We start from the raw sequence: 21,470 nt of genomic DNA, 5'->3' as shown, positions 1-21,470 counted from the left end.
GTAAATTATTTAACTTAGGTCAATAAAAATTTTTTGAAAAAAAGTAAAAAGTCGACCCTATTCGAGTCGACTTCTCTTCTCTTAATCAAACGTAATTTCTTTCACTTTTCCTTCATCGAGACGCTTAATGACTTCGACTAGTAGTTTTACTGTTTGTTCGTAGTCATCGCGGTGAAGAAGGGCAGCGTGAGAGTGAATGTAGCGCGTTGGGATGGAAATGGTGAGCGCTGGAACGCCGCGCATCGTCATATGGATCGCACCAGCGTCTGTTCCGCCGCCTGGCATCGCGTCAAAACGGTATGGAATGTTCATTTCTTCTGCGACACTAATGACAAATTCACGCAATCCTTTATGAGAAACGAGCGTTGCATCGTATAAAACGATATGCGGTCCACCTCCGAGTTTTCCCATCGCATCTTTTTCTGATACACCTGGTGTATCACCAGCAATGCCAACATCAACCGCAAACGCAATATCTGGTTCGATCGCAAAAGCAGATGTTCGCGCACCGCGCAAGCCTACTTCTTCTTGCACGGTTCCGACGCCATACACGACGTTTGGATGCTCCACATCTTTTAATTGTTTCAACACATCAATAGCAACTGCGCAACCGATGCGGTTATCCCATGCTTTCGCAAGCAACATTTTTTCATTGTTCATGACCGTAAATTCAAAATATGGTACAATCGCATCGCCAGGGCGCACTCCCCACTCGATCGCTTCGTCACGGCTCGAAGCTCCGATGTCAATAAACATATCTTTTATTTCAACAGGCTTTCTTCTTGCTTCTACAGGTAAAATGTGTGGCGGTTTTGAACCGATGACACCTGTGATGTCGCCTTTTTGCGTCACGATCGTCACACGTTGAGCGAGCATGACTTGGCTCCACCAGCCGCCAAGCGGTTGGAAACGAATAAAGCCTTTTTCATCAATTTGCGTCACCATAAAACCAACTTCATCTAAATGACCCGCAATCATCACTTTTGGTCCGTTTTCTTTTCCTACTTTTTTCGCAATTAAACTTCCGAGGCGGTCCGTCGTCACTTCATCCGCATACGGAGCGATATACGATCTCATCACTTCACGTACTTCCCGTTCATTTCCTGGAACGCCTTTTGCATCCGTTAACGCCTTCAACATCGTTAACGTTTCATCGAGCTTTTTCACATCTGTCACTCCTCTCTATGTACAACATTCATTATACTAAACATCTCGATAGTTGTTAATAATTGTGATTTTGTCGTTCATGATTTACTTCGTTTTTCGCGATGTACGCACGTTCAATTTGCTGGGCAGTAAAAGAGAGAGCATGAGCAAGCTGAGCGTACGCATACACTAGTTGATTGTATGCTTCTTCATTTAGCTGTCCACGAAACGCGTGAACCGCCTCAAATACGCGTAAAAATTGATCAACAAGCGGTCGGCTTTCTTGTACGTTTGGCCATTGTACACCCTCATGTAAAGAAAGGTCGAGCCCGAGCGATAAAATAAAGTGAAGACCGTCGACATATTCTTCTAAAATCGTTTCATCTGCTGCTTTCGGTTTTGAGCTCCAAAACTTGAAGCAACGTGTTTCATTCGCAAGTTCCCCGATTTCAACAAGAAGAGCTAACAACTTGCGCTCGACTAAACGTTCACCACGCAATCCGCGCTCCGTCTCAATTCGTTCGTCCAATTGCCGCTGCATATCGAATAATTTTCTTATATCCATTTTTTCTCCCCCTCTTATAAAAAATGACCATCCCCTCAAGGGAGAATGGTCATTTCCTTTATTACTTGTTTAAATTTTCTTTTGCGATGTTTGCAAGTTGTGTGAATGCCGCTGCATCGTTTACTGCTAAATCAGCAAGCATTTTGCGGTTTACTTCGATACCTGCAAGTTTTAATCCGTGCATTAAACGGCTGTAAGAAAGACCGTTCATGCGCGCTGCTGCGTTAATGCGCGTAATCCAAAGTTTACGGAAGTCGCGTTTACGTTGACGACGATCGCGATACGCGTACATTAACGATTTCATCACTTGTTGGTTTGCAACTTTATATAAACGATGTTTCGAACCGAAATATCCTTTTGCTAGTTTAAGAATTTTTTTACGACGTCTGCGTGTGACTGTACCGCCTTTTACACGTGGCATAACATTTCCCTCCTAAAATTATTTTACGTTATCTAACAATTGACGAATACGTTTGAAATCGCCTTTTGATACAAGCGTTGCTTTACGAAGTTTACGCTTTTGTTTTTGTGTTTTGTTAGCGAATAAGTGGCTAGTGAATGCGTGTGAACGTTTTAATTGACCAGTTCCTGTCTTTTTGAAACGCTTCGCTGAGCCTTTGTGAGTTTTCATTTTTGGCATAAGGTGTTCCTCCCTTTTGTTATTTGTCGTTTTTCGGTGCTAGCACTAAAAACATACTGCGGCCATCCATTTTTGGAGCCGTCTCAACCGTACCAATATCCGCACATGCTTCAGCAAATCGATCAAGCACGCGCTGACCAATTTCTTTATGCGTAATCGCACGTCCTTTAAAGCGAATCGTCGCTTTCACTTTATCTCCTTTTTCAAGGAACTTCCGCGCGTTGCGCAATTTCGTGTTGAAGTCATGTTCTTCGATCGTTGGGCTTAAACGAACTTCTTTTACGTTAATCACTTTTTGCTTTTTACGCGCTTCTTTTTCCTTCTTTTGTTGCTCGAAGCGGAACTTGCCATAATCCATAATGCGGCATACTGGCGGTTTCGCATTTGGTGCAACCATCACTAAGTCTAAATTTAAACGCGCTGCAATTTCTAACGCTTCTTGTTTCGTTTTGATCCCAAGTTGCTCTCCATTTGGATCGACTAAACGAACTTCACGTGCCCGAATGTTCTCATTAATAATAAAATCTTTGCTAATAACTAGCCACCTCCACGGTTTTTTCAAACTTGTTTGTTAAAGCAGAACGCACACAACAAAAAACGTGTGGGTACAATACACCCACACGTCTCACTCACAACATTTGTTTTGTCATGAACCTGTTAACAGCCCTACGGCGTCGATCAGGTGAGAAGCGGGTGCTTCTGCTTGTTTCCAAACAAGTATTTACTTTTACTTTAACATATATACCATAAACGAAAACGCATTGTCAACTGATGTCAATTCATCACAACAAGTAAAACTATAACAAACATGAAGAGAAAATGCAACTATTTTCGTACTTCTTTTGTGATGAAATCAACAAACGCATCAAGCGGCATCGTTTCACTTTTTTGTTCACCGTATTTTCGTACGTTCACTGCTCGTTCGTTTACTTCATTATCACCTACAACAAGCATGTACGGAATTTTTTGCATTTGTGCTTCACGAATTTTATAGCCGATTTTTTCTTCACGCTCATCGACTTCGACACGCAAGCCTGCTGATTGTAACGCATGTTTCACTTCATACGCATAATCCATATGAACGGATGGAGCGACCGGAATGACTTGTACTTGCACTGGTGCTAGCCATGTTGGGAACGCTCCTTTGTACTCTTCAATTAGAAAGGCAACGAAGCGTTCCATCGTCGATACAACACCACGATGAATAACGACTGGGCGATGCGGTTTTCCATCTTCACCGATATATGTTAAATCAAAACGTTCCGGCAACAAGAAGTCAAGCTGAACAGTCGATAACGTCTCGTCTTTTCCTAGCGCCGTACGCACTTGAACATCTAACTTTGGACCGTAAAACGCCGCTTCACCTTCCGCTTCGTAATAGTCAAGCCCAAGCTCGTCCATCGCCTCTTTTAACATGCTTTGTGCTTTTTCCCACATCGCATCGTCGTCATAATATTTTTCTTTATCTTGCGGATCGCGATACGATAGACGGAATGAATAGTCTGTTAAACCAAAGTCTTTATATACGTCTAAAATTAAATTAACGACACGCTTAAACTCATCTTTAATTTGATCTGGGCGCACGAAAATATGTGCATCATTCAATGTCATGCCGCGCACACGTTGCAAGCCTGTAAGCGCACCAGACATTTCGTAACGATGCATCGTGCCGAGTTCTGCGATGCGAATTGGCAGTTCGCGATAGCTATGAATTTTATGTTTATATACCATCATATGATGTGGACAGTTCATTGGGCGTAATACGAGCTGCTCATTATCCATCTCCATCGGTGGGAACATGCCATCCTTATAATGATCCCAATGGCCAGACGTTTTATATAATTCCACGCTACCAAGCACCGGTGTATATACGTGCTGATAACCGAGGGATAGCTCTTTATCGACGATGTAACGTTCAATTGTTCGGCGAATCGTCGCACCTTTTGGAAGCCAAAGTGGCAATCCTTGTCCAACTTTTTGTGATGTCATAAATAAATCAAGTTCTTTTCCTAGCTTGCGATGATCGCGCTCTTTTGCTTCTTGTAAAAGACGTAAATATTCGTCTAAGTCTTCTTTTTTGAAAAAGGCTGTGCCGTAAATGCGTTGCAACATTTTGTTTTTACTGTCGCCACGCCAATACGCACCTGCCACGCTTAACAGTTTAAACTCTTTAATTTTTCCTGTTGACGGCACGTGCACACCGCGACAAAGATCGAAAAATTCCCCTTGCTCGTAAATGGAGACAACTTCTCCTTCTGGAATGTCATGAATGAGTTCAATTTTTAACGGATCGCCAATTTCTTCATAGCGACGAATCGCTTCTTCACGACTTACTTCTTTTCGAACGATGTCTAAGTTTTCTTTTACGATTTTTTTCATTTCTTGTTCAATTTTCGGTAAGTCTTCCGCTGTAATTGGGACATCGACATCAATATCGTAGTAAAAGCCGTTTTCGATGACAGGGCCAACGCCAAGTTTTACATTTTTATATAGTCGTTTCACCGCTTGCGCCATTAAGTGCGCTGTGCTATGACGCAAAATATCAAGCGCCTCTGGCATATCTTGTGTAATAATTGAAATGGCACCATCTTCTTCAATCGGTGTGCGTAAATCGATCATGCGCTCATTTAGCTTTCCTGCAATCGCTTTTTTCTTCAGTCCTGGGCTAATGGAAGCCGCAATGTCTTCCGTTGTCACTCCTTTCGGAAACTCCTTTACTGCTCCATCTGGAAATGTAATTTTTACTACATCCGCCAAAGCTATTCACTCCTTTTTTAAAAATAAAAAAACCCGTCCCAAAAACGAGGGACGAGTTGGTTTCGTGGTTCCACCCTTCTTCCCGTCTATACAAACGCAAAACGAATGTATAAACGGCTTCATTTCGATAACGGCGCAAACCGTCAGCAATTACTAAACGGGTAATCGTCCCATTGTTCACTGCTGAAGTTTAGAGGTGGTAAGTGCATTTTTCGTGTTAGGAAGGTTTCAGCCTATGCCTTCCCTCTCTGTGAACCGTAAAAATACACCCGTGTCCTCATCATCACTTTTGACCTTATTCATTATGTATGTCATTATAAGCATATTTTTTTGGAAAATCAAGAGGTGGTCGTAGCTCAATTCGCTCTTGGAATACGTTTTGAATCGTTTGAATCATCCCTACATCTGTGACATCTGTATACATATATATTTTTTCCGGTGCTATCGACACGAGTGGTGCTAATACAGATGTATCAATGTACATCGGCTGACTCACCATGAGACGACGATCAATAAACTGCTTTAATTGTTGAGAAGATAAGTGAAAAAAGCAATCGTCGAAAAATTGAAACGTATCATTTTCATATACTAAATGAAGGACGTTCATTTGTGGCTGTCGTGATGAAACAATTTCGCGCAGCAATTGCACGAACGCTTGATATTCTTGTTCTAGTTTGTATTCATCAATCGCTAATTCAACATAATGCATAAGCCGATCATAATATGGCTTTAAACGAAAAGTCATAAGCGACTCAAATGAAAATACGCCTTCATGTAAACATTCATGTAGAGATTTAGCAATAAGTTGTTCGCGCGGCGTACTCATTTTTTTTCCGAGACGATAGTCGTACCTTTCCCCGTCAATAAACGAGTAAGTAAGCTGTAAAATTTGTTGTTGTTCTTCTTCATTTTCATAAAAAAACGTGCGTGAAATAATTGATAAAATCCAACGTGCTTCAAACGCTCGAATGATACATGAAGTAAAAATCGGAATAAACAATGCGCGCATGTGCGCAACATCTTGTTCATGAAAGAAAATAGTAATCGTCTTGTCATCGTAAAGCAATTTCCCATACGGTTGTGGTGCTTTACTTAATTCAGCAAATAGTCGTTGCGCATCTTGTCCATCTTGAAATACGATATAAATCAACGGTGCCCCCCCTTTTCCAAAAACATGCTTGTTTTATATATATGGGGAACACCGAACGTTTATCACATTTCGATTCGTCGATTTTTTCCTTTCATTTCGATCGGAGTAGCTAAATAGACAATTCGCTCAATCATTCGCGCCGCTTTCACTTGTTCTTCTTCACCGCGCTGCGAATGGGCGAGATGATGAGTAAGACGTTTTAAGTCAAAATTGGATGTAAAACATGTTGGTAAATGCTCAAGCATGCGATATTGTAAAATCGGCCCGAGCACCTCATCGCGCCACCAACTTGACATAAGTTCTGCCCCTAAATCATCGAGCATAAGCACAGGGACTTGTTTTGCATATTCAATCGTATCTTGAAACGCATCCGTTTGAAGAGATGATTTTAATGAACGAACAAATTCCGGCACGTACACAAGAAATGAAGCAATATGTCTTTGAGCTAATTCATTCGCCATCGCTGCTAACAAGTATGTTTTTCCTACTCCAAATGACCCATATAAATATAACCCTTTTATTCGTTTACCTACTTCATACGTCGATGCAAATGTATTCGCAAGTTCGATCGCTTCAATACGTCCAAGATCGTCCGTTTCTAACTTATCAAATGATGCTTGTAACATATCACGCGGGATAAACAAACTACGAATGAGCGACTGTTGTTTTTTTCGTTCATCTTCTTGCACTTTGCGAGCACAGCGCTCGTATTGCACATCAATGTTTTTCCCTTGCCAAATTAAATGTGGTGTATAACCTTTCAGCAAATTAGGACACTGTTCTAAACTTGAACAACGCTCACAATGTTTACTTTGTTGTACAAACTCATACAATTTGCCAAGATGGCGATTTAACATCGCATCTGTCACATCATGACCACGTAAAAACGATTGAACGTGTGGATCGTTTAAAATATCGCGTTTCATCGCCTCATATCGTTCTTTAAAATCATGGCGATTCAACAAATGATGGATTGTTTCCCGAATTGGTTTCATCGTTTATCCCCTAACTTTTCGGCTTTTTCAACCGTTCTTCCAACTCGCGCCTTTTTTGTTCTAATTCTTCTTCCGTTTTCGCTTGTTTCCGCTCAAATTGTGAGTAATCTGTTTGGAGCCAATCTGGCAACAATTCGGTACGAATCGGCTTTTTAGAGCCTTTTTGTTCTTTTTCTTTCATAAATGTTTCATATTCACGCGCTTCTTTTTTCGCTAATTCCATCGCTTGCTTCACTGTCCGCACTTTTTTCCGAGCCCATGAACTTGCAATTTTTTCAACATATTTTTTCGGAAGCTTCATATCTGTACGCAACATAACGTAATAAATAAGTACATTCATGACGCCTGGTGGCAGTTTTTGCTTAAACATCATTTCTTCAATTAGCTGCAAATCCGCTAACGCCGGTTCAGCTCCACCAGAAAAGTCCATAAGCAACTGTCTCGGTGAAACGGTTTCGAGCTGTTTCATTAAATATTCTTCTTCGTTTTTTGGCTCGACATGCGCCATCGTCCGCTCCGCTAACGGTTGCACGCGATCATATAGCCGCGGAAGCGCCTCACCACGTTCAAATTGATACCATTCTTGCGCCGCTTTTCTTAATGATTCGATATCAATTTGTTCTGCGGGATCGATGACGCTCATCACAATTTTTTGCATGTCAAGCGGGCCAATGCCATATAAAAAAGCTAGCTTTTTGATCGCATCTTTCACTTTTGCAGTAATCGCACGACGTGGGACGAGATGATGAGACAGTCCTGCATAAAATGCGTCAAAATCAAATATATCATCTTGCATCGTATACATCGCTTGTTCTTTTCCTATATACTGATGCCCGTCTTGGAGCGTTACTTCTTGCTTCGCTTCGTCGCCTAACTTATGAATCATTTTTTCAGGCTGGATCGATGAAAATACATCGTGAAATGAGCGCGTCACAGGTACAAAAGAAGTGCGATCGATAGCACGATCAGAAAAAAACTTTTTCAACTTTTGAAATTTCGTTTTTCCTACACGATCATATAAAAATACATTTAACACACCATCAGTGAAAAATTGTTCTGGTGTAAGGGGAAGGCGAAGCTCGTAAATAAATACGCGTTCATCATCTGCATTCGTTCGCTTCATATACGTATTTAACAACCCGATTCCCTCAAGTTTTAAACGTTCAGCGTATATCGTTGGCAAACTGCATTGCATAATTGCCATTAAACTATGGTGTGTCGTCTCTTCACTCCATAAGCGTGTTTGCTCAAGTTCGCTCCATAACGTCATATATAAACTATACGCTTGCGCACCAATTAACGGTTGATATAACAGTGTCAATACTTTCCGATCTAGTTCACTTAAAACACCATTGGCGTGGACAATATATCGGTCGACCGCAATTAATTCTTTCCAACTATATTCCATATTATCGACCTTCTTCATATGAAAAAGAGCATATTATGCCCTTTCTCCTTGTTCTTTTTTTATTAGTTCTTTTAATTCCTCGATAAAGACGTTTAAATCTTTAAACTGGCGGTATACAGAAGCAAAACGAACATAAGCGACTTCGTCAATTTTGGACAATCGTTCCATCACCATTTCACCGATCGTTTCGCTTTTCACCTCATTCATGCCGCTATTGCGTAATTCCCGCTCAATTTGCCGCGTTACTTCTTCTAATTGTTCAAGGGCAACCGGACGCTTTTCGCACGCTTTAATAAGACCACGCAAAATTTTTTCACGGCTAAATTCTTCTCGTGTTCCTTCTTTTTTGACAACAATAAGCGGCGATTCTTCCACTTTCTCAAACGTTGTAAAGCGAAAATGACAACGTTCACATTCACGACGGCGACGAATAGAACGCCCTTCATCAACAGGACGCGAGTCGAGCACACGCGTTCCGTTGTGGTGACACGACGGGCATTTCATATATATCAGCTCCCTAGCAGTAATTTTACTTTTATAGTAGACAAAAAAAGGACGATGTACAACTACTTCTCTCCATATATTCCCGACCCGATGTATGTTAATCGTTTCGCTAATTCGTCATACAAGCGGATGATGAGCTGGCGACTAAATCCGAAATCAACAGGAAGCCATGTTGTTTCCGTTGTCACTGAAAAGTCAATTGCTGTTTCAAACGGTCGAACAGAAATAACCGTCACGACGATAAACGCTTTTTTTCCTTTCGTTAGCGATACGCTCATTTCTCCTCGTTCTTCTGATATCGCTACAATACGACACCCATCCATCTGTTCAAACATTTCTTTCACTACTTGTAATGCAGTGGATTGTGTCGTTTTGTAATAACGGCTTTTTAGCTGTTCATCCGAATGACGTTCAGATGTTTCATTATGATTTGTTAGTATATGCTTCCATTTCACTGTTCGTCTCCTCACTTTTCAATGAATGATAAAAAAGAGGTGCAGAATCTACACCTCTTTTTCTCTTACACTTTATTATAAAGCTTTTGCTTGTTTAATTTCAATTGGACCCATACCACGAGGCAATTCAATTGTTTCACGCGTTTGCGCACCTAATGCTTCAGCGATGTAATCCGCCGCAACCGTTGGATCTAAATCACCACATGTGTACACATCAATGCTAGCATAGCCATGCTCAGGAAAACTATGGATAGTTAAATGTGATTCAGAAATGATTACAACACCGCTAACGCCTTGTGGTGCAAATTTATGAAACGCAACTTCACGAATTTCAGCACCAGACTTTAACGCTGCATCAACAAATGTTTTCTCAATAAACTCCATGTCATTTAACTTATCAAAATCGCATCCCCAAAGTTCTGAGATAACGTGACGACCCATTGTATCCATGATCGTATCCCCCTTTTATAAATTTTGAAAAAAATAAACGATGAATTTCTTTTGCTTTCTGGAATGTATAACTACCACGGGGGAAAGTTAGTCCAAAGAGGTCCTAACCCTTTAAGTAGTCACATTACCACGCGTTCAAGAAGTTCACGAAACATAGTATACTTCGTTTATATATTTTTTTCAATATCGTTTTTTATTTTTTTATCAAACGGGCAGAAAAATAACGCTGGGAACCCCAGCGTTATACATTCGCAACCGCTTCATTTTTTAACAATTGTTCCGCAACTAGTTTTGTTAAATCAACAACCCGACATGAATAGCCCCATTCGTTATCATACCATGCTAACACTTTTACTTTCCGATTTTCGATCACCATTGTCGATAACCCATCAACAATCGCAGAATGTGGATTTGTATTAAAATCAATGGATACAAGCGGTTCCATCGTCACGTCTAAAATGCCTTTTAACTCCCCGCGAGCTGCTTGCATAAATGCTTCATTCACTTCATCGACTGTCACATCTTTTTTCACATCGACAACGACGTCAACAAGTGAAACGTTTGGCGTCGGAACGCGCAACGCCATGCCGTGCATTTTTCCTTTTAAATGTGGCAATACAAGTGCTAAGGCTTTAGCCGCACCTGTTGTTGTCGGGATGATCGATTGTGCACACGAACGTGCTCGACGTAAATCTTTATGTGGATTATCGATGTTTTTTTGATCGTTTGTGTAGGCATGAACAGTTGTCATAAGTCCATTTTCGATACCAAACGCTTCATCAAGCACTTTCACAACAGGTGCTAAACAGTTTGTTGTGCATGAAGCGTTTGAAATGATGACGTGCTCTGGAGAAAGCATATGTTCATTGACTCCCATTACAATCGTCACATCTTCATCTTTTCCTGGTGCAGTTAAAATGACGCGCTTTGCTCCCGCTTCGACGTGCATCATCGCCTTTTCTTTTGCGTTAAACTTTCCCGTTGCTTCGATAACGATATCGATTTGAAGCCCTCCCCACGGTAATAGTCGTGGATCACGTGAATTTAATAGTTGTACTTTTTTTCCATTTACAATTAAACCATCTTCAACAGGAACGACATCCCCATCAAATTTACCATGGTTCGAATCATATTTTATTAAATGAGCTAACGTTTCAGGCGGATAGCTCGCATTAATGGCTACAATGTCAACATCATTGTCCATAATAGCTTTTCGGAACACCATACGTCCAATGCGTCCGAACCCGTTAATCGCTACTCTCGCTTTCATTATATAGCCCCTTTCAATATATATGTTATACTATTTATCTGTTATTCACAAAAATAGTATAACATTTTTAAGGTGTTTATGCTATAAAAAAATAAAAAAAGGGCGTCCTATTTTTCAAGGATACCCCAACGCATTAAACATGCATGCAATTGTCGTTTCGTTTCTTCAATCGTTCCGTTATTATCAATAACTGCATCGGCTTTCTTTCTTTTTTCTCCAAGTGGCATTTGTGCTTTCATGCGCGCCCGTGCTTCTTCAACGGAAAAACCGTTACGCTCACAAAGACGCCGTAGCTGCGTTTGTTCGTCTACATATACGACAAGAATACGATCAACGAGATGTTCTAATTTACTTTCAAATAAAAGCGGGATATCGAGAACAACAGATTTTTCCCCTCTTCTTGCATATTGCTCTTTTTGTTGTAGCATATGTTTACGTACGAGCGGATGAACGATGGCATTTAACTGTTTTCGCTTTTGTTCATCATGAAATACGATCGCACCAAGCTTACGTCGATCAATCGCACCATTTGAGTCTAAAATGTCGCTTCCAAACGTTTCAACAATTGATTGATACGCTTCACCGTCGATGGCTGTGACACGGTGAGCGATTTCATCTGCATCAATGACAGGGATATGTAAGTCACGGAACATCGCCGCGACCGTACTTTTTCCACTTGCGATGCCCCCTGTTAATCCGATCGTTAACACCACCTTCACCCCTATCTCATTTTAAAAATACCAATGACAATAAGCATAATCCCAGGTAAAAACGAGTATTTTTGTAGCCAGTCATACTTTCTAAACGATTTTCCAATTTTCAACCCGCTAAATAAGAAACTAAGGCTAAGCAAGCAAACGAGAAATGTGGTAAACGCTACCGAATAGTTTAAAAGCGCCGCGCTTACGCCTGCTCCAAACGCATCGAGCGACAAGGCGATTCCTAAAAATACAGCCTCCATCCCTGTAATCGTTCCTGAACGGTCAAAATCAGCCATCGTTGGTTTGCGCAAAATTTGAATGACAATGCCGAGCGAACGAATTTCTACGTTCATTAAAAATTTTTCTTCATTTTTATCTCTCTTGAGCACGGATTGAATAATCATCCATAATCCTAATATGATTAATATCCCCCCACCCATTGCGTTGGCAACGGTTGGAGAAAAAAACATATATAACATGCGACCAATGCCCATCGCTACTAAAAATGTCATGCATGAAAAAAACGAAATAATCAGCAACGAACGAAGCGGAACATGTACATTCCGCATACCATACGTAATACCGACAGTCAACCCATCAATGCTTACAGCAAACGCAAGCAAAAATAAAGACCATGTAATCATATACGCCCGCCCCTTCCTTGAAAAGCTACCATAGTATATGGAAGAGGTCTAGGCAATGTTCTTACATTACGTTTGACAATGTTTACAATAATGTGTGCCGCGATTGGCTACAGTTGTTTTGGAAATGGGATTTCCACAACGACGGCATGGCATGTTGGCACGGCCGTATACATACAATTGCGTTTGAAACGTCCCTGTCTTCCCTTGCGTATTCACATATGTTCGAACGGTACTTCCACCTTTTTCAATCGCTTCTTGTATCGTTTGAACAATTGCCTCATGTAATGCTTCGATTTCCCGTATCGTTAACGTCGTTGCTGTCCGCTCTGGATGAATGGACGAACGAAATAATACTTCATCGACATAAATATTGCCTAATCCTGCGACAATCGTTTGATCAAGCAATGTCGCTTTTATTGTGCGTTTTGTTCGTTGAAGTTGATCTGTAAGCCATGCAACCGTAAATTGCTCATCGAACGGCTCAACCCCAATACTTGATAAAGGAGGGACACGGAATTCTTCACCTTTATTAAATAAATGCATCGTACCAAATTTGCGCACATCGCGATAACGAAGTTCCGTCTGATCTGTGAATGTAAAAAAAATGTGTGTATGTTGATCAAATGGAGTATCTTCTTTTTCATATATATAACGTCCTTCCATCCGCAAATGAGAAACGAGGACGACATCATCCAATTGAAAGAGTAAAAATTTACCTCTCCGCTGAATATCGTGAATCGTCTGTCCTTTCAGACACTCACAAAACGTAGCTACATCAGGGTGCTGAATAATTTTTGACCAATGCACTTTCACACGTTCGATCGTTTTACCAACAACAAGTGGAAGCAATGTCCGCCTCACCATTTCGACTTCAGGTAATTCTGGCATGGTTGCTCCCCCTTTCGTTACTTCGCATCATACCATGTTGGACCAAAATGATAGTCGACTTTTAACGGAACACGTAATGATACTGCGTTCTCCATCACATCTGGTACGATTTTTTTCAACAATTCAATTTCTTCTTTTGGTGCTTCTAAAATCAATTCGTCATGTACTTGCAGCAACAAACGAGTTTGCAGTCGTTCTTCATGTAAACGATTAGCCAAATCAATCATCGCTTTTTTAATAATATCGGCCGCACTTCCTTGAATTGGCGTGTTCATCGCTGTCCGTTCCGCAAAACTACGAACATTAAAATTACTACTTGTAATATCCGGCAAATAACGACGACGGTGAAGCAATGTCGTCACATACCCTTTTTGTTTTGCATCTTGTATGATCTCTTCCATATACCGCTTTACACCCGGATAACTTCGAAAATATCGTTCAATAAATTCGGCTGCCTCTTTGCGCGTGATGCCTAAATTTTGTGATAATCCGTAGTCGCTAATCCCATAAACGATGCCAAAATTGACTGCTTTCGCTTGACGGCGCATATGAGCGGTCACTTCGTCTTCCTTGACATGAAAAATATCCATAGCCGTTTTCGTATGAATATCAAGGTCGTGGTGAAACGCGGCAATTAAATTTTCATCGTTAGCAATATGCGCTAAAACGCGCAACTCGATTTGAGAATAATCAGCTGCAAAAATAACCCAATCGTCTGAGGATGGGACAAACGCTTGACGAATTTTTCTTCCTTCCTCAATACGAATAGGGATATTTTGTAAATTAGGCTCTGTAGAGCTTAAACGTCCCGTTTGAGTCAACGCTTGTTGAAAAATCGTATGCACTTTTCCTGTATCTTTTCGGACGACTTTCATTAATCCTTCGACATATGTGGATTGTAATTTTCCGAGCTGACGATAGTGTAAAATTTGCTCAATAATTTCATGGTATGGCGCTAACTTTTCTAGAACGTCAGCGGAGGTAGAATAACCTGTTTTCGTTTTTTTCACAATCGGCAACTGAAGTTTTTCAAATAAAATCGTTCCTAGTTGTTTCGGAGAATTAATGTTAAACGTTGTTCCTGCAAGTTCATAAATGCGTTGCTCAATTTGTTCGAGTTGGGCAGTAAACTCTTTTCCCATCTGTTCCAAACGATCAACATCCACTTTCACACCGTAAAATTCCATTTGTGCTAAAATGAACGTCAGCGGTAATTCTAAATGTACAAGCAATTCAAATTGTTCATTCCGCTTTAGTTCTTGAATATATGTTTCTTTCAACGAAGCGATCGCTTTCGCCTTTCGTACGAGATGTTCAGCTAATACATTTGTCGGCGGAATAGCTTGTTTCGCTCCTTTTCCATATACTTCTTCGTCGCTTTGTACATCCGTATATTGCTTCGTTTTTGCAACGGCCGCCACATCCCCATTCGCATCGGTCGGATTGAGCAAGTATGCAGCTAATAATAGATCAAAATCGACACCTTTAAGTTCAATACCGTTCCACTTCAGCGCAACGATCGCTCGTTTGGCATCAAACACACTTTTTTTACATTGCTCATCTTCAAGCCATCTTTTAAATCGTGATGAAGCGAGAGCTATGTCCGTCGGAATAAAAAAGTGTCCACGCTCATTCACAAGCGCAAAGCCAAGAATAGGCGCTTGATGATAATTCGCATCCATCACTTCAACAACAAGTGCACCTTCTTTTGTCAACATGTGCTCATCAATCGCTTGAACCGTAACAAACGAAATATCGGTTAATGATAGTTGTTCTTGTGAAATTTGACCAATTTTGTCCATAAGCGAAGTGAAACCGAGCTCTTGAAATAGCGTTGCTACCCGTTCTGCATCATACGACTGCCATGCTAACTCATCGAGCGATAGTGTCAATGGAACATCACGATGAATGGTTGCCAACTGTTTACTTAGTAACGCTTGTTCACGGTACGTTTGTAAGTTTTCCTTCAATTTTTTTCCGGAAATATGTTCAAGTGAGGCAAGTACATGTTCAATCGTTCCATATTCTTTTAATAATTTTAATGCTGTTTTCTCTCCGACTCCCGGAACGCCTGGAATATTATCTGATGCATCGCCCATTAATCCTTTCAAATCAACAATTTGTGCAGGCGTTAGCCCATACTTCTCAAATACGTATTCCGGTGTATATCGCTCCATATCTGTTATGCCTTTTTTCGTGACATGAACATGAATACGTTCCGACGCTAATTGTGTCAAATCGCGATCTCCCGAAATAATGACGACGTCAAACCCTTCTTTTTCTGCTTTGGTGGCAAGCGTTCCGATAATATCGTCTGCTTCATAATTTTCAAGTTCGTACGTACGAATGTTATATGCATCAAGCAGTTCGCGTAAAAACGGAAACTGTTCCGATAATTCTGGTGGCGTTTTTTGTCTCCCACCTTTATATTCTGTATATACTTCATGACGAAATGTCGTTTTTCCTGCGTCAAACGCGACAAGCATATGCGTCGGCTTTTCTTCTTCAATGAGTTTCATTAACATCATTGTAAAACCGTAAATGGCGTTTGTATGAATGCCTTTATCGTTATGTAAGAGCGGCAATGCAAAAAAAGCGCGATAAGCGATGCTATTACCATCAATTAAAACGAGTTTGTTTGCCAAACCGAAAACCTCCTCTTGTATTCATTTACGCTTATTTTACCATGATTGCCTCCAAAAAAGAAAAAAGACGAGAACGTTCGCTGTCCTCGCCTATTCCAAGACAATCGGATTCTTGGATGAAGGGGTTTTCACCTGTTATGTTATCAATATTTTTTTAATATATGGTAAATCAATTGTAAATATATCGTTAAAAATCATTCATTGCTGTAAGCGTCAACATGGAAATGAACAGTAAACGTCGTACCTACTCCCACTTTGCTTTTTACGGAAATTGTACCGTGATGCGCCTCCACTAAATGTTTCACGATCGCTAATCCAAGACCCGTACCACCTGAGTTGCGACTTCGTGCTTTGTCCACACGATAAAATCGTTCAAAAATACGTGGAATTTCTTTTTGTTCAATTCCAATTCCTGTGTCACTTACATGAACGTGTATCTCTTTATCATCTTTCTCCACATAGACCGTTACGCGTCCACCAGCTGGTGTATAAGCGATCGCGTTATTAATTAAATTAATAAAAATTTGCTTTAAACGATGTAAATCGCCATACATATAACAAAGCGGTGCATTCGATGTACATTCCAATGTGATTTGTTTATCGTTTGCTTTCGCTTCAAGCATGACGATAACTTCCTTCAATACTTCATGCAAGTCAACAACGGATATATTTAACGTAAATCCTTGCTGTTCGATTTTTGACAAATCGAGCAAATCTTGGATTAAATGTTGAAGACGCTCACTTTCCTTTAAAATAATCGTTAAAAAGCATTCAAGCGTTTGAGCATCGTGCATCGCCCCGTCTAACAACGTTTCTGCAAAACCTTTAATGGACGTAATCGGTGTTTTTAACTCGTGAGAAACATTGGCGACAAAATCTTTGCGCATTTGTTCAAGTTTTTTTAGCTCAGTAATATCATGGAACACAACGATAATTCCTTTCCATTCGTCGTTTGTCCCAATAATTGGCGTTCCGTACACTTCAAAATGTTTCCGTTCAATGTCGATCGGAAGGAGCATTTGTTTACGTACATTTACCTCTGTCATAAATATTTCTTCTACAAGCGCAATGACTTCTTTATGAGGGAACGCTTCATAATATAAACGATGAACATAGTCAGACGGATCGATATGGAACATTTCTTTATATGCGCGGTTCATTAATGAAATATAGCCACGTTGATCAATTAAAATTAAACCGCTCCCTATATTTTCAATAAGGGCTCGCAAACGATCTTGTTGCATTTCTTGTGTACGCACCATCTCTTGTAAATTCCGCGCCAAAATGTTTAATGACTGGCTGAGCATCCCTGTTTCATCGTCTCTACTTTCATACGTTCTCGCTTTATAATTGCCGCGCGCCAACTCCATCGCTACTTTTGTTGCCGCTTCAATCGGCTTTGTATATTGATTTGTAATTTTAATACCTAATAAAAGAATAATGAAAAAAGCAACGCTTAAGCTAAACGTAAGCAACAGCCAAATTTGTTCATCTACCCGCTCGATCGCATCCATAGATAAACTCATGACAATATGTCCGAGCTTCTGGTCACGCTGCCAAAATGGTACAGCATAATAATATACATTTTGTTCTTCTTGAAAAATAACAGGACGATCTTCTTGTTTTAGTAACGTTCGAATGAATGTTTTATGACGTTTTTCATCAATTGATATGTAATTGTTTGTATCAAACATGATCTGTCCTTCACGATCAACAATCGTGATGCGCGCCGACAACATGTCGCTAATTGCGTGTAATTGTTGCTTAAACATATTAGATTGGAACGATTTATTTTCCATGTATAAAGCCAAAAGTTTTGCCTCTTTCTCTATTCGATCATGTACCGTGTCTGCATAAAATTTTTGAAACAATTGACCTAATAACAAACCTAGGCCAAACAACACGGATAAAATAACGGAAACAAGCCCAATCAGTAGGCGAGAGCGAAATTTATTCATCCGCTTTCGGCTCCTCCAGTTTATACCCTAAGCCACGTATCGTTTTAATATACACAGGCTTTCGCGTATCATGTTCGATTTTGTCACGCAAATGACTAATATGCACATCGACAATGCGTGTATCCCCAGCAAAATCGTAGTTCCATACTGCACTTAATAATTGATCACGTGTTAAGACACGACCTTTATATTTCGCTAAGTATGCTAGTAGTTCAAATTCTTTCGGGGTGAGTTCTAATCTTTGTTGTGCAAAATAAGCTTCATAACGATCAGGGAAAATTTTTAGTTGTCCGACAACGAGCGAATCGTCACTATGATTTTGCTTTTCCTCTTGTTCATGAATCACCGTTCGACGTAAAATCGCCTTCACACGTGCTACTACTTCACGTGGGCTAAACGGCTTTGTCATATAGTCATCGGCACCTAATTCAAGACCAAGCACTTTATCAAATTCGTCATCTTTTGCTGTCAACATTAAAATAGGGGTCATCACTTTTTGTTGACGCAAATGTTTACATACTTCAATTCCATCTAATTTCGGTAGCATTAAATCGAGAATGATGAAATCAGGGCGTTCCTCTAACGCTTTATGAAGTCCTTGTTCTCCATCATAAGCTGTCAATACAATAAACCCTGCCTGCTTTAAATTGTACTCTAGCAACGTGACGATCGACTGCTCATCATCGACAACTAACACACGTTTCGACATAGCCATCCTCCAACAACGTAAATTTGTTACATTTTTATTATAACGAGTTATTTGAAAAGAAAAAAACAAAAAAGAGGCAAAAGCCTCTTTTTAAAAGTTATCTAACGCTTTCACTTCAACGAACGGATATGGCGGAACGACACGCAATGATCCAACTAATATTTCTTCACCAACGGAAATGTCCGAAATTAAACGTCCAAGTTTGCGTTTTTTCCCTAGCATCCTTGATCTCCCCTTTGTTTGACCATATGCAAAAATTCGGGGGAACCCCCGAATTTTTGTTATTGTAATACTTTCATTACATTTTTCACCGACTCAACAGATTTTGCTAATGCCGCTTTTTCTTCCTCTGTTAACTCGAGCTCAATAACTTTTTCGATTCCGTTGCCACCTAAAATCGTTGGCACACCTAAATAAATTCCTTCATACCCGTATTCGCCTTCTAAATAAGCGATGGCTGGAAGAACTCGGCGCTGGTCTTTTACGATCGCTTCAACCATTTCAGCAAGGGATGCAGCTGGCGCATAATAGGCACTACCGTTACCAAGTAAGTTGACAATTTCACCGCCACCTTTGCGCGTACGTTCAACAATGGCATCTAACCGCTCTTTTGAGATTAACGTTTCAAGCGGAATGCCACCTGCATACGAGTAGCGCACAAGCGGCACCATGTCATCTCCATGACCGCCTAAAACAAACCCTGTAATATCTTTCACAGATAAATTCAACTCTTGTGCAACAAATGTACGGAAACGTGCGGTATCTAATACTCCAGATTGACCGATGACGCGGTTTTTCGGAAAGCCAGATTCTTTAAAAACCGTATATGTCATCGCATCAACAGGATTTGTTAATACGATAATAAAGCAGTTCGGCGAATACTTGACTACTTCTTTCGTGACCGCCTTCATAATTCCTTGGTTTGTCGTGACTAAGTCATCGCGGCTCATACCTGGTTTGCGCGCAATGCCTGCAGTGATGACAACAATATCCGAATCAGCGGTATCCGCATAATCCGATGTGCCAATAATGTTAGCGTCAAATCCGAGAACAGGGCTTGACTCAAGCATATCGAGCGCTTTTCCTTTTGTCGGATTTTCTAATTGCGGAATGTCGACAAGAACGATGTCCCCAAGCTCTTTTTGCGCTAAAATGAACGCCGTCGTCGCTCCCGTAAATCCAGCACCGATAATTGAGATTTTTTTTCGTTTCATACCCACGTTCTTCCATCCCCTTTTTTATTTTATTCCCCCATGTTTCGAATGAGAGCATCTGCGAATTCAGAACATTTCACTTCTGTTGCGCCCTCCATTAAACGAGCGAAGTCATACGTGACGACTTTTGAAGCAATCGTCTTCTCCATAGAGTCAACGATCAGTTTCGCTGCCTCATTCCAACCGAGATGTTCAAACATCATGACACCAGATAAGATGACCGATGATGGATTTACTTTATCCAACCCCGCATATTTTGGTGCAGTTCCGTGCGTTGCTTCAAAGATTGCATGGCCTGTTTCATAGTTAATATTTGCACCTGGTGCAATACCGATGCCACCTACTTGCGCTGCCAACGCATCAGAAATGTAGTCCCCGTTTAAGTTCATTGTTGCAACAACATCGAACTCGCGCGGACGAGTTAAAATTTGTTGCAAGAAAATATCTGCAATCGCATCTTTCACAATGATTTTTCCTGCTGCTTCTGCTTCTGCTTGTGCGCGGTTTGCAGCTTCTTTTCCGTGCGTTTCAACGATGCGGTCATACTCCGCCCAAGTAAACACTTGATCACCGAATTCTTGCTCAGCTAATTCATAGCCCCAGTTTTTGAACGCACCTTCTGTATATTTCATAATGTTTCCTTTATGAACGAGCGTGACAGATTTGCGACCATGTTCAATGGCGTATTTAATTGCTGCGCGCACTAATCGTTTCGTACCTTCTTCTGAAATTGGCTTAATACCGATTCCCGAGGTTTCAGGGAAGCGAATTTTACGCACACCCATTTCATTTTGCAAGAAATCAATTAATTTTCTCACTTCTGGTGTTCCTTTTGCATACTCAATTCCCGCATAAATGTCTTCCGTATTTTCACGGAAAATCACCATGTCTGTATCCTCAGGACGCTTGACCGGAGAAGGTACTCCTTTAAAATAACGAACTGGGCGTAAGCATACAAATAAATCGAGCTCTTGACGAAGCGCAACATTCAATGAACGAATTCCACCGCCTACTGGTGTTGTCAGCGGTCCTTTAATGGCAATTATGTATTCACGAATCGTATCAAGCGTTTCTTGTGGCAACCATTCACCAGTCAACTTAAACGCTTTTTCACCAGCAAGCACTTCTTTCCAAACGATTTTGCGCTCCCCTTTATAAGCTTTTTCCACAGCTGCTTCTAATACGCGAGATGCGGCTGCCCAAATATCTGGACCTGTCCCGTCCCCTTCAATAAATGGAATAATCGGATAGTTTGGAACGTTTAATACCCCGTTTGTAACCGTAATTTTTTCACCTTGCATCACAATAACGACCTCCAAATCATGTAGTATAAAAAAGGTGAGAAAGGCGAGTTTCTCACCTTGAGCAACC

Annotated in this window: 22 protein-coding genes and 1 other annotated feature; all 22 genes read right to left on the bottom strand. The window is 40.7% G+C overall.

From position 1 onward, the window contains the following. Positions 1 to 81 precede the first annotated feature (81 nt). Positions 82 to 1,167: a M42 family metallopeptidase gene (locus NSS60_RS03435; protein WP_004889094.1), complete on the bottom strand. Its 1,086-nt coding sequence runs from the start codon at positions 1,165 to 1,167 to the stop codon at positions 82 to 84. A 55-nt stretch (positions 1,168 to 1,222) separates the two neighbouring features. Continuing rightward, entirely contained in the window at positions 1,223 to 1,711 is a 489-nt protein-coding gene (locus NSS60_RS03430; RefSeq protein ID WP_004889093.1) for a dUTP diphosphatase, read from the bottom strand. Positions 1,712 to 1,772: 61 nt separating this feature from the next. Next, positions 1,773 to 2,132: a 50S ribosomal protein L20 gene (gene rplT, locus NSS60_RS03425; protein WP_003397837.1), complete on the bottom strand. Its 360-nt coding sequence runs from the start codon at positions 2,130 to 2,132 to the stop codon at positions 1,773 to 1,775. Between the two features lie 18 nt (positions 2,133 to 2,150). Next, entirely contained in the window at positions 2,151 to 2,351 is a 201-nt protein-coding gene (gene rpmI, locus NSS60_RS03420; protein WP_003397838.1) for a 50S ribosomal protein L35, read from the bottom strand. 19 nt (positions 2,352 to 2,370) lie between these two features. Further along, positions 2,371 to 2,913 carry a translation initiation factor IF-3 gene (gene infC / locus NSS60_RS03415; RefSeq protein WP_004889092.1) on the bottom strand — a complete coding sequence of 181 codons (543 nt, stop codon included), beginning with the start codon at positions 2,911 to 2,913 and terminating at the stop codon, positions 2,371 to 2,373. 25 nt (positions 2,914 to 2,938) lie between these two features. Continuing rightward, positions 2,939 to 3,062 (bottom strand) — a sequence feature (ribosomal protein L20 leader region). Positions 3,063 to 3,176: 114 nt separating this feature from the next. Continuing rightward, positions 3,177 to 5,108, bottom strand: a complete 1,932-nt coding sequence (gene thrS / locus NSS60_RS03410) for a threonine--tRNA ligase (protein WP_004889091.1) — start codon at positions 5,106 to 5,108, stop codon at positions 3,177 to 3,179. Positions 5,109 to 5,403: 295 nt separating this feature from the next. Beyond that, positions 5,404 to 6,258, bottom strand: coding sequence for a putative sporulation protein YtxC (gene ytxC / locus NSS60_RS03405; protein ID WP_004889090.1), 855 nt, complete (start codon positions 6,256 to 6,258; stop codon positions 5,404 to 5,406). 62 nt (positions 6,259 to 6,320) lie between these two features. Next, positions 6,321 to 7,253 carry a primosomal protein DnaI gene (gene dnaI, locus NSS60_RS03400; RefSeq protein ID WP_004889089.1) on the bottom strand — a complete coding sequence of 311 codons (933 nt, stop codon included), beginning with the start codon at positions 7,251 to 7,253 and terminating at the stop codon, positions 6,321 to 6,323. Positions 7,254 to 7,263: 10 nt separating this feature from the next. Next, positions 7,264 to 8,661 carry a replication initiation and membrane attachment family protein gene (locus NSS60_RS03395; protein ID WP_004889088.1) on the bottom strand — a complete coding sequence of 466 codons (1,398 nt, stop codon included), beginning with the start codon at positions 8,659 to 8,661 and terminating at the stop codon, positions 7,264 to 7,266. Positions 8,662 to 8,694: 33 nt separating this feature from the next. Beyond that, positions 8,695 to 9,165 (bottom strand): transcriptional regulator NrdR, encoded by a 471-nt coding sequence (gene nrdR, locus NSS60_RS03390; RefSeq protein ID WP_004889087.1) that lies wholly within the window; start codon positions 9,163 to 9,165, stop codon positions 8,695 to 8,697. Positions 9,166 to 9,227: 62 nt separating this feature from the next. Then, entirely contained in the window at positions 9,228 to 9,620 is a 393-nt protein-coding gene (locus tag NSS60_RS03385; RefSeq protein WP_004889086.1) for a hypothetical protein, read from the bottom strand. A 75-nt stretch (positions 9,621 to 9,695) separates the two neighbouring features. After that, positions 9,696 to 10,070 carry an adenosylmethionine decarboxylase gene (gene speD, locus NSS60_RS03380; RefSeq protein WP_004889085.1) on the bottom strand — a complete coding sequence of 125 codons (375 nt, stop codon included), beginning with the start codon at positions 10,068 to 10,070 and terminating at the stop codon, positions 9,696 to 9,698. Between the two features lie 241 nt (positions 10,071 to 10,311). Further along, complete coding sequence (locus NSS60_RS03375; protein ID WP_004889084.1) at positions 10,312 to 11,340, bottom strand: glyceraldehyde-3-phosphate dehydrogenase; 1,029 nt, start codon at positions 11,338 to 11,340, stop codon at positions 10,312 to 10,314. A 107-nt stretch (positions 11,341 to 11,447) separates the two neighbouring features. Further along, the gene (gene coaE / locus NSS60_RS03370) at positions 11,448 to 12,053 is read right to left on the bottom strand and encodes a dephospho-CoA kinase (protein WP_064213944.1); all 606 of its coding nucleotides are present in this window, start codon (positions 12,051 to 12,053) and stop codon (positions 11,448 to 11,450) included. A gap of 8 nt (positions 12,054 to 12,061) precedes the next feature. Next, positions 12,062 to 12,685, bottom strand: coding sequence for a sporulation membrane protein YtaF (gene ytaF / locus NSS60_RS03365; protein WP_064213945.1), 624 nt, complete (start codon positions 12,683 to 12,685; stop codon positions 12,062 to 12,064). A gap of 66 nt (positions 12,686 to 12,751) precedes the next feature. Next, positions 12,752 to 13,573 carry a DNA-formamidopyrimidine glycosylase gene (mutM, locus tag NSS60_RS03360; RefSeq protein WP_064213946.1) on the bottom strand — a complete coding sequence of 274 codons (822 nt, stop codon included), beginning with the start codon at positions 13,571 to 13,573 and terminating at the stop codon, positions 12,752 to 12,754. Positions 13,574 to 13,590: 17 nt separating this feature from the next. After that, positions 13,591 to 16,218: a DNA polymerase I gene (polA, locus tag NSS60_RS03355; RefSeq protein WP_064213947.1), complete on the bottom strand. Its 2,628-nt coding sequence runs from the start codon at positions 16,216 to 16,218 to the stop codon at positions 13,591 to 13,593. 194 nt (positions 16,219 to 16,412) lie between these two features. Further along, positions 16,413 to 18,176, bottom strand: a complete 1,764-nt coding sequence (gene pnpS, locus NSS60_RS03350) for a two-component system histidine kinase PnpS (RefSeq protein ID WP_064213948.1) — start codon at positions 18,174 to 18,176, stop codon at positions 16,413 to 16,415. Then, the gene (locus NSS60_RS03345; RefSeq protein ID WP_004889078.1) at positions 18,169 to 18,885 is read right to left on the bottom strand and encodes a response regulator transcription factor; all 717 of its coding nucleotides are present in this window, start codon (positions 18,883 to 18,885) and stop codon (positions 18,169 to 18,171) included. The genes pnpS and NSS60_RS03345 overlap by 8 nt, the downstream gene beginning before the upstream one ends. A gap of 90 nt (positions 18,886 to 18,975) precedes the next feature. After that, positions 18,976 to 19,107, bottom strand: coding sequence for a hypothetical protein (locus NSS60_RS03340; protein WP_268915706.1), 132 nt, complete (start codon positions 19,105 to 19,107; stop codon positions 18,976 to 18,978). A 59-nt stretch (positions 19,108 to 19,166) separates the two neighbouring features. Further along, positions 19,167 to 20,105, bottom strand: a complete 939-nt coding sequence (mdh, locus tag NSS60_RS03335) for a malate dehydrogenase (RefSeq protein WP_035018471.1) — start codon at positions 20,103 to 20,105, stop codon at positions 19,167 to 19,169. Positions 20,106 to 20,128: 23 nt separating this feature from the next. After that, a complete protein-coding gene (gene icd / locus NSS60_RS03330) occupies positions 20,129 to 21,403 on the bottom strand; it encodes an NADP-dependent isocitrate dehydrogenase (RefSeq protein ID WP_041637930.1) in 1,275 nt (424 codons plus the stop codon). Between the last annotated feature and the right edge of the window lie 67 nt (positions 21,404 to 21,470).

It is taken from the genome of Anoxybacillus sp. FSL W8-0382 (genome assembly GCF_038003845.1).
GTDB classification, from domain to species: Bacteria; Bacillota; Bacilli; order Bacillales; family Anoxybacillaceae; genus Anoxybacillus; species Anoxybacillus flavithermus_G.
Note: the sequence above shows the minus strand (reverse complement) of the source record. Positions and strands in the feature narration are given on the sequence as shown.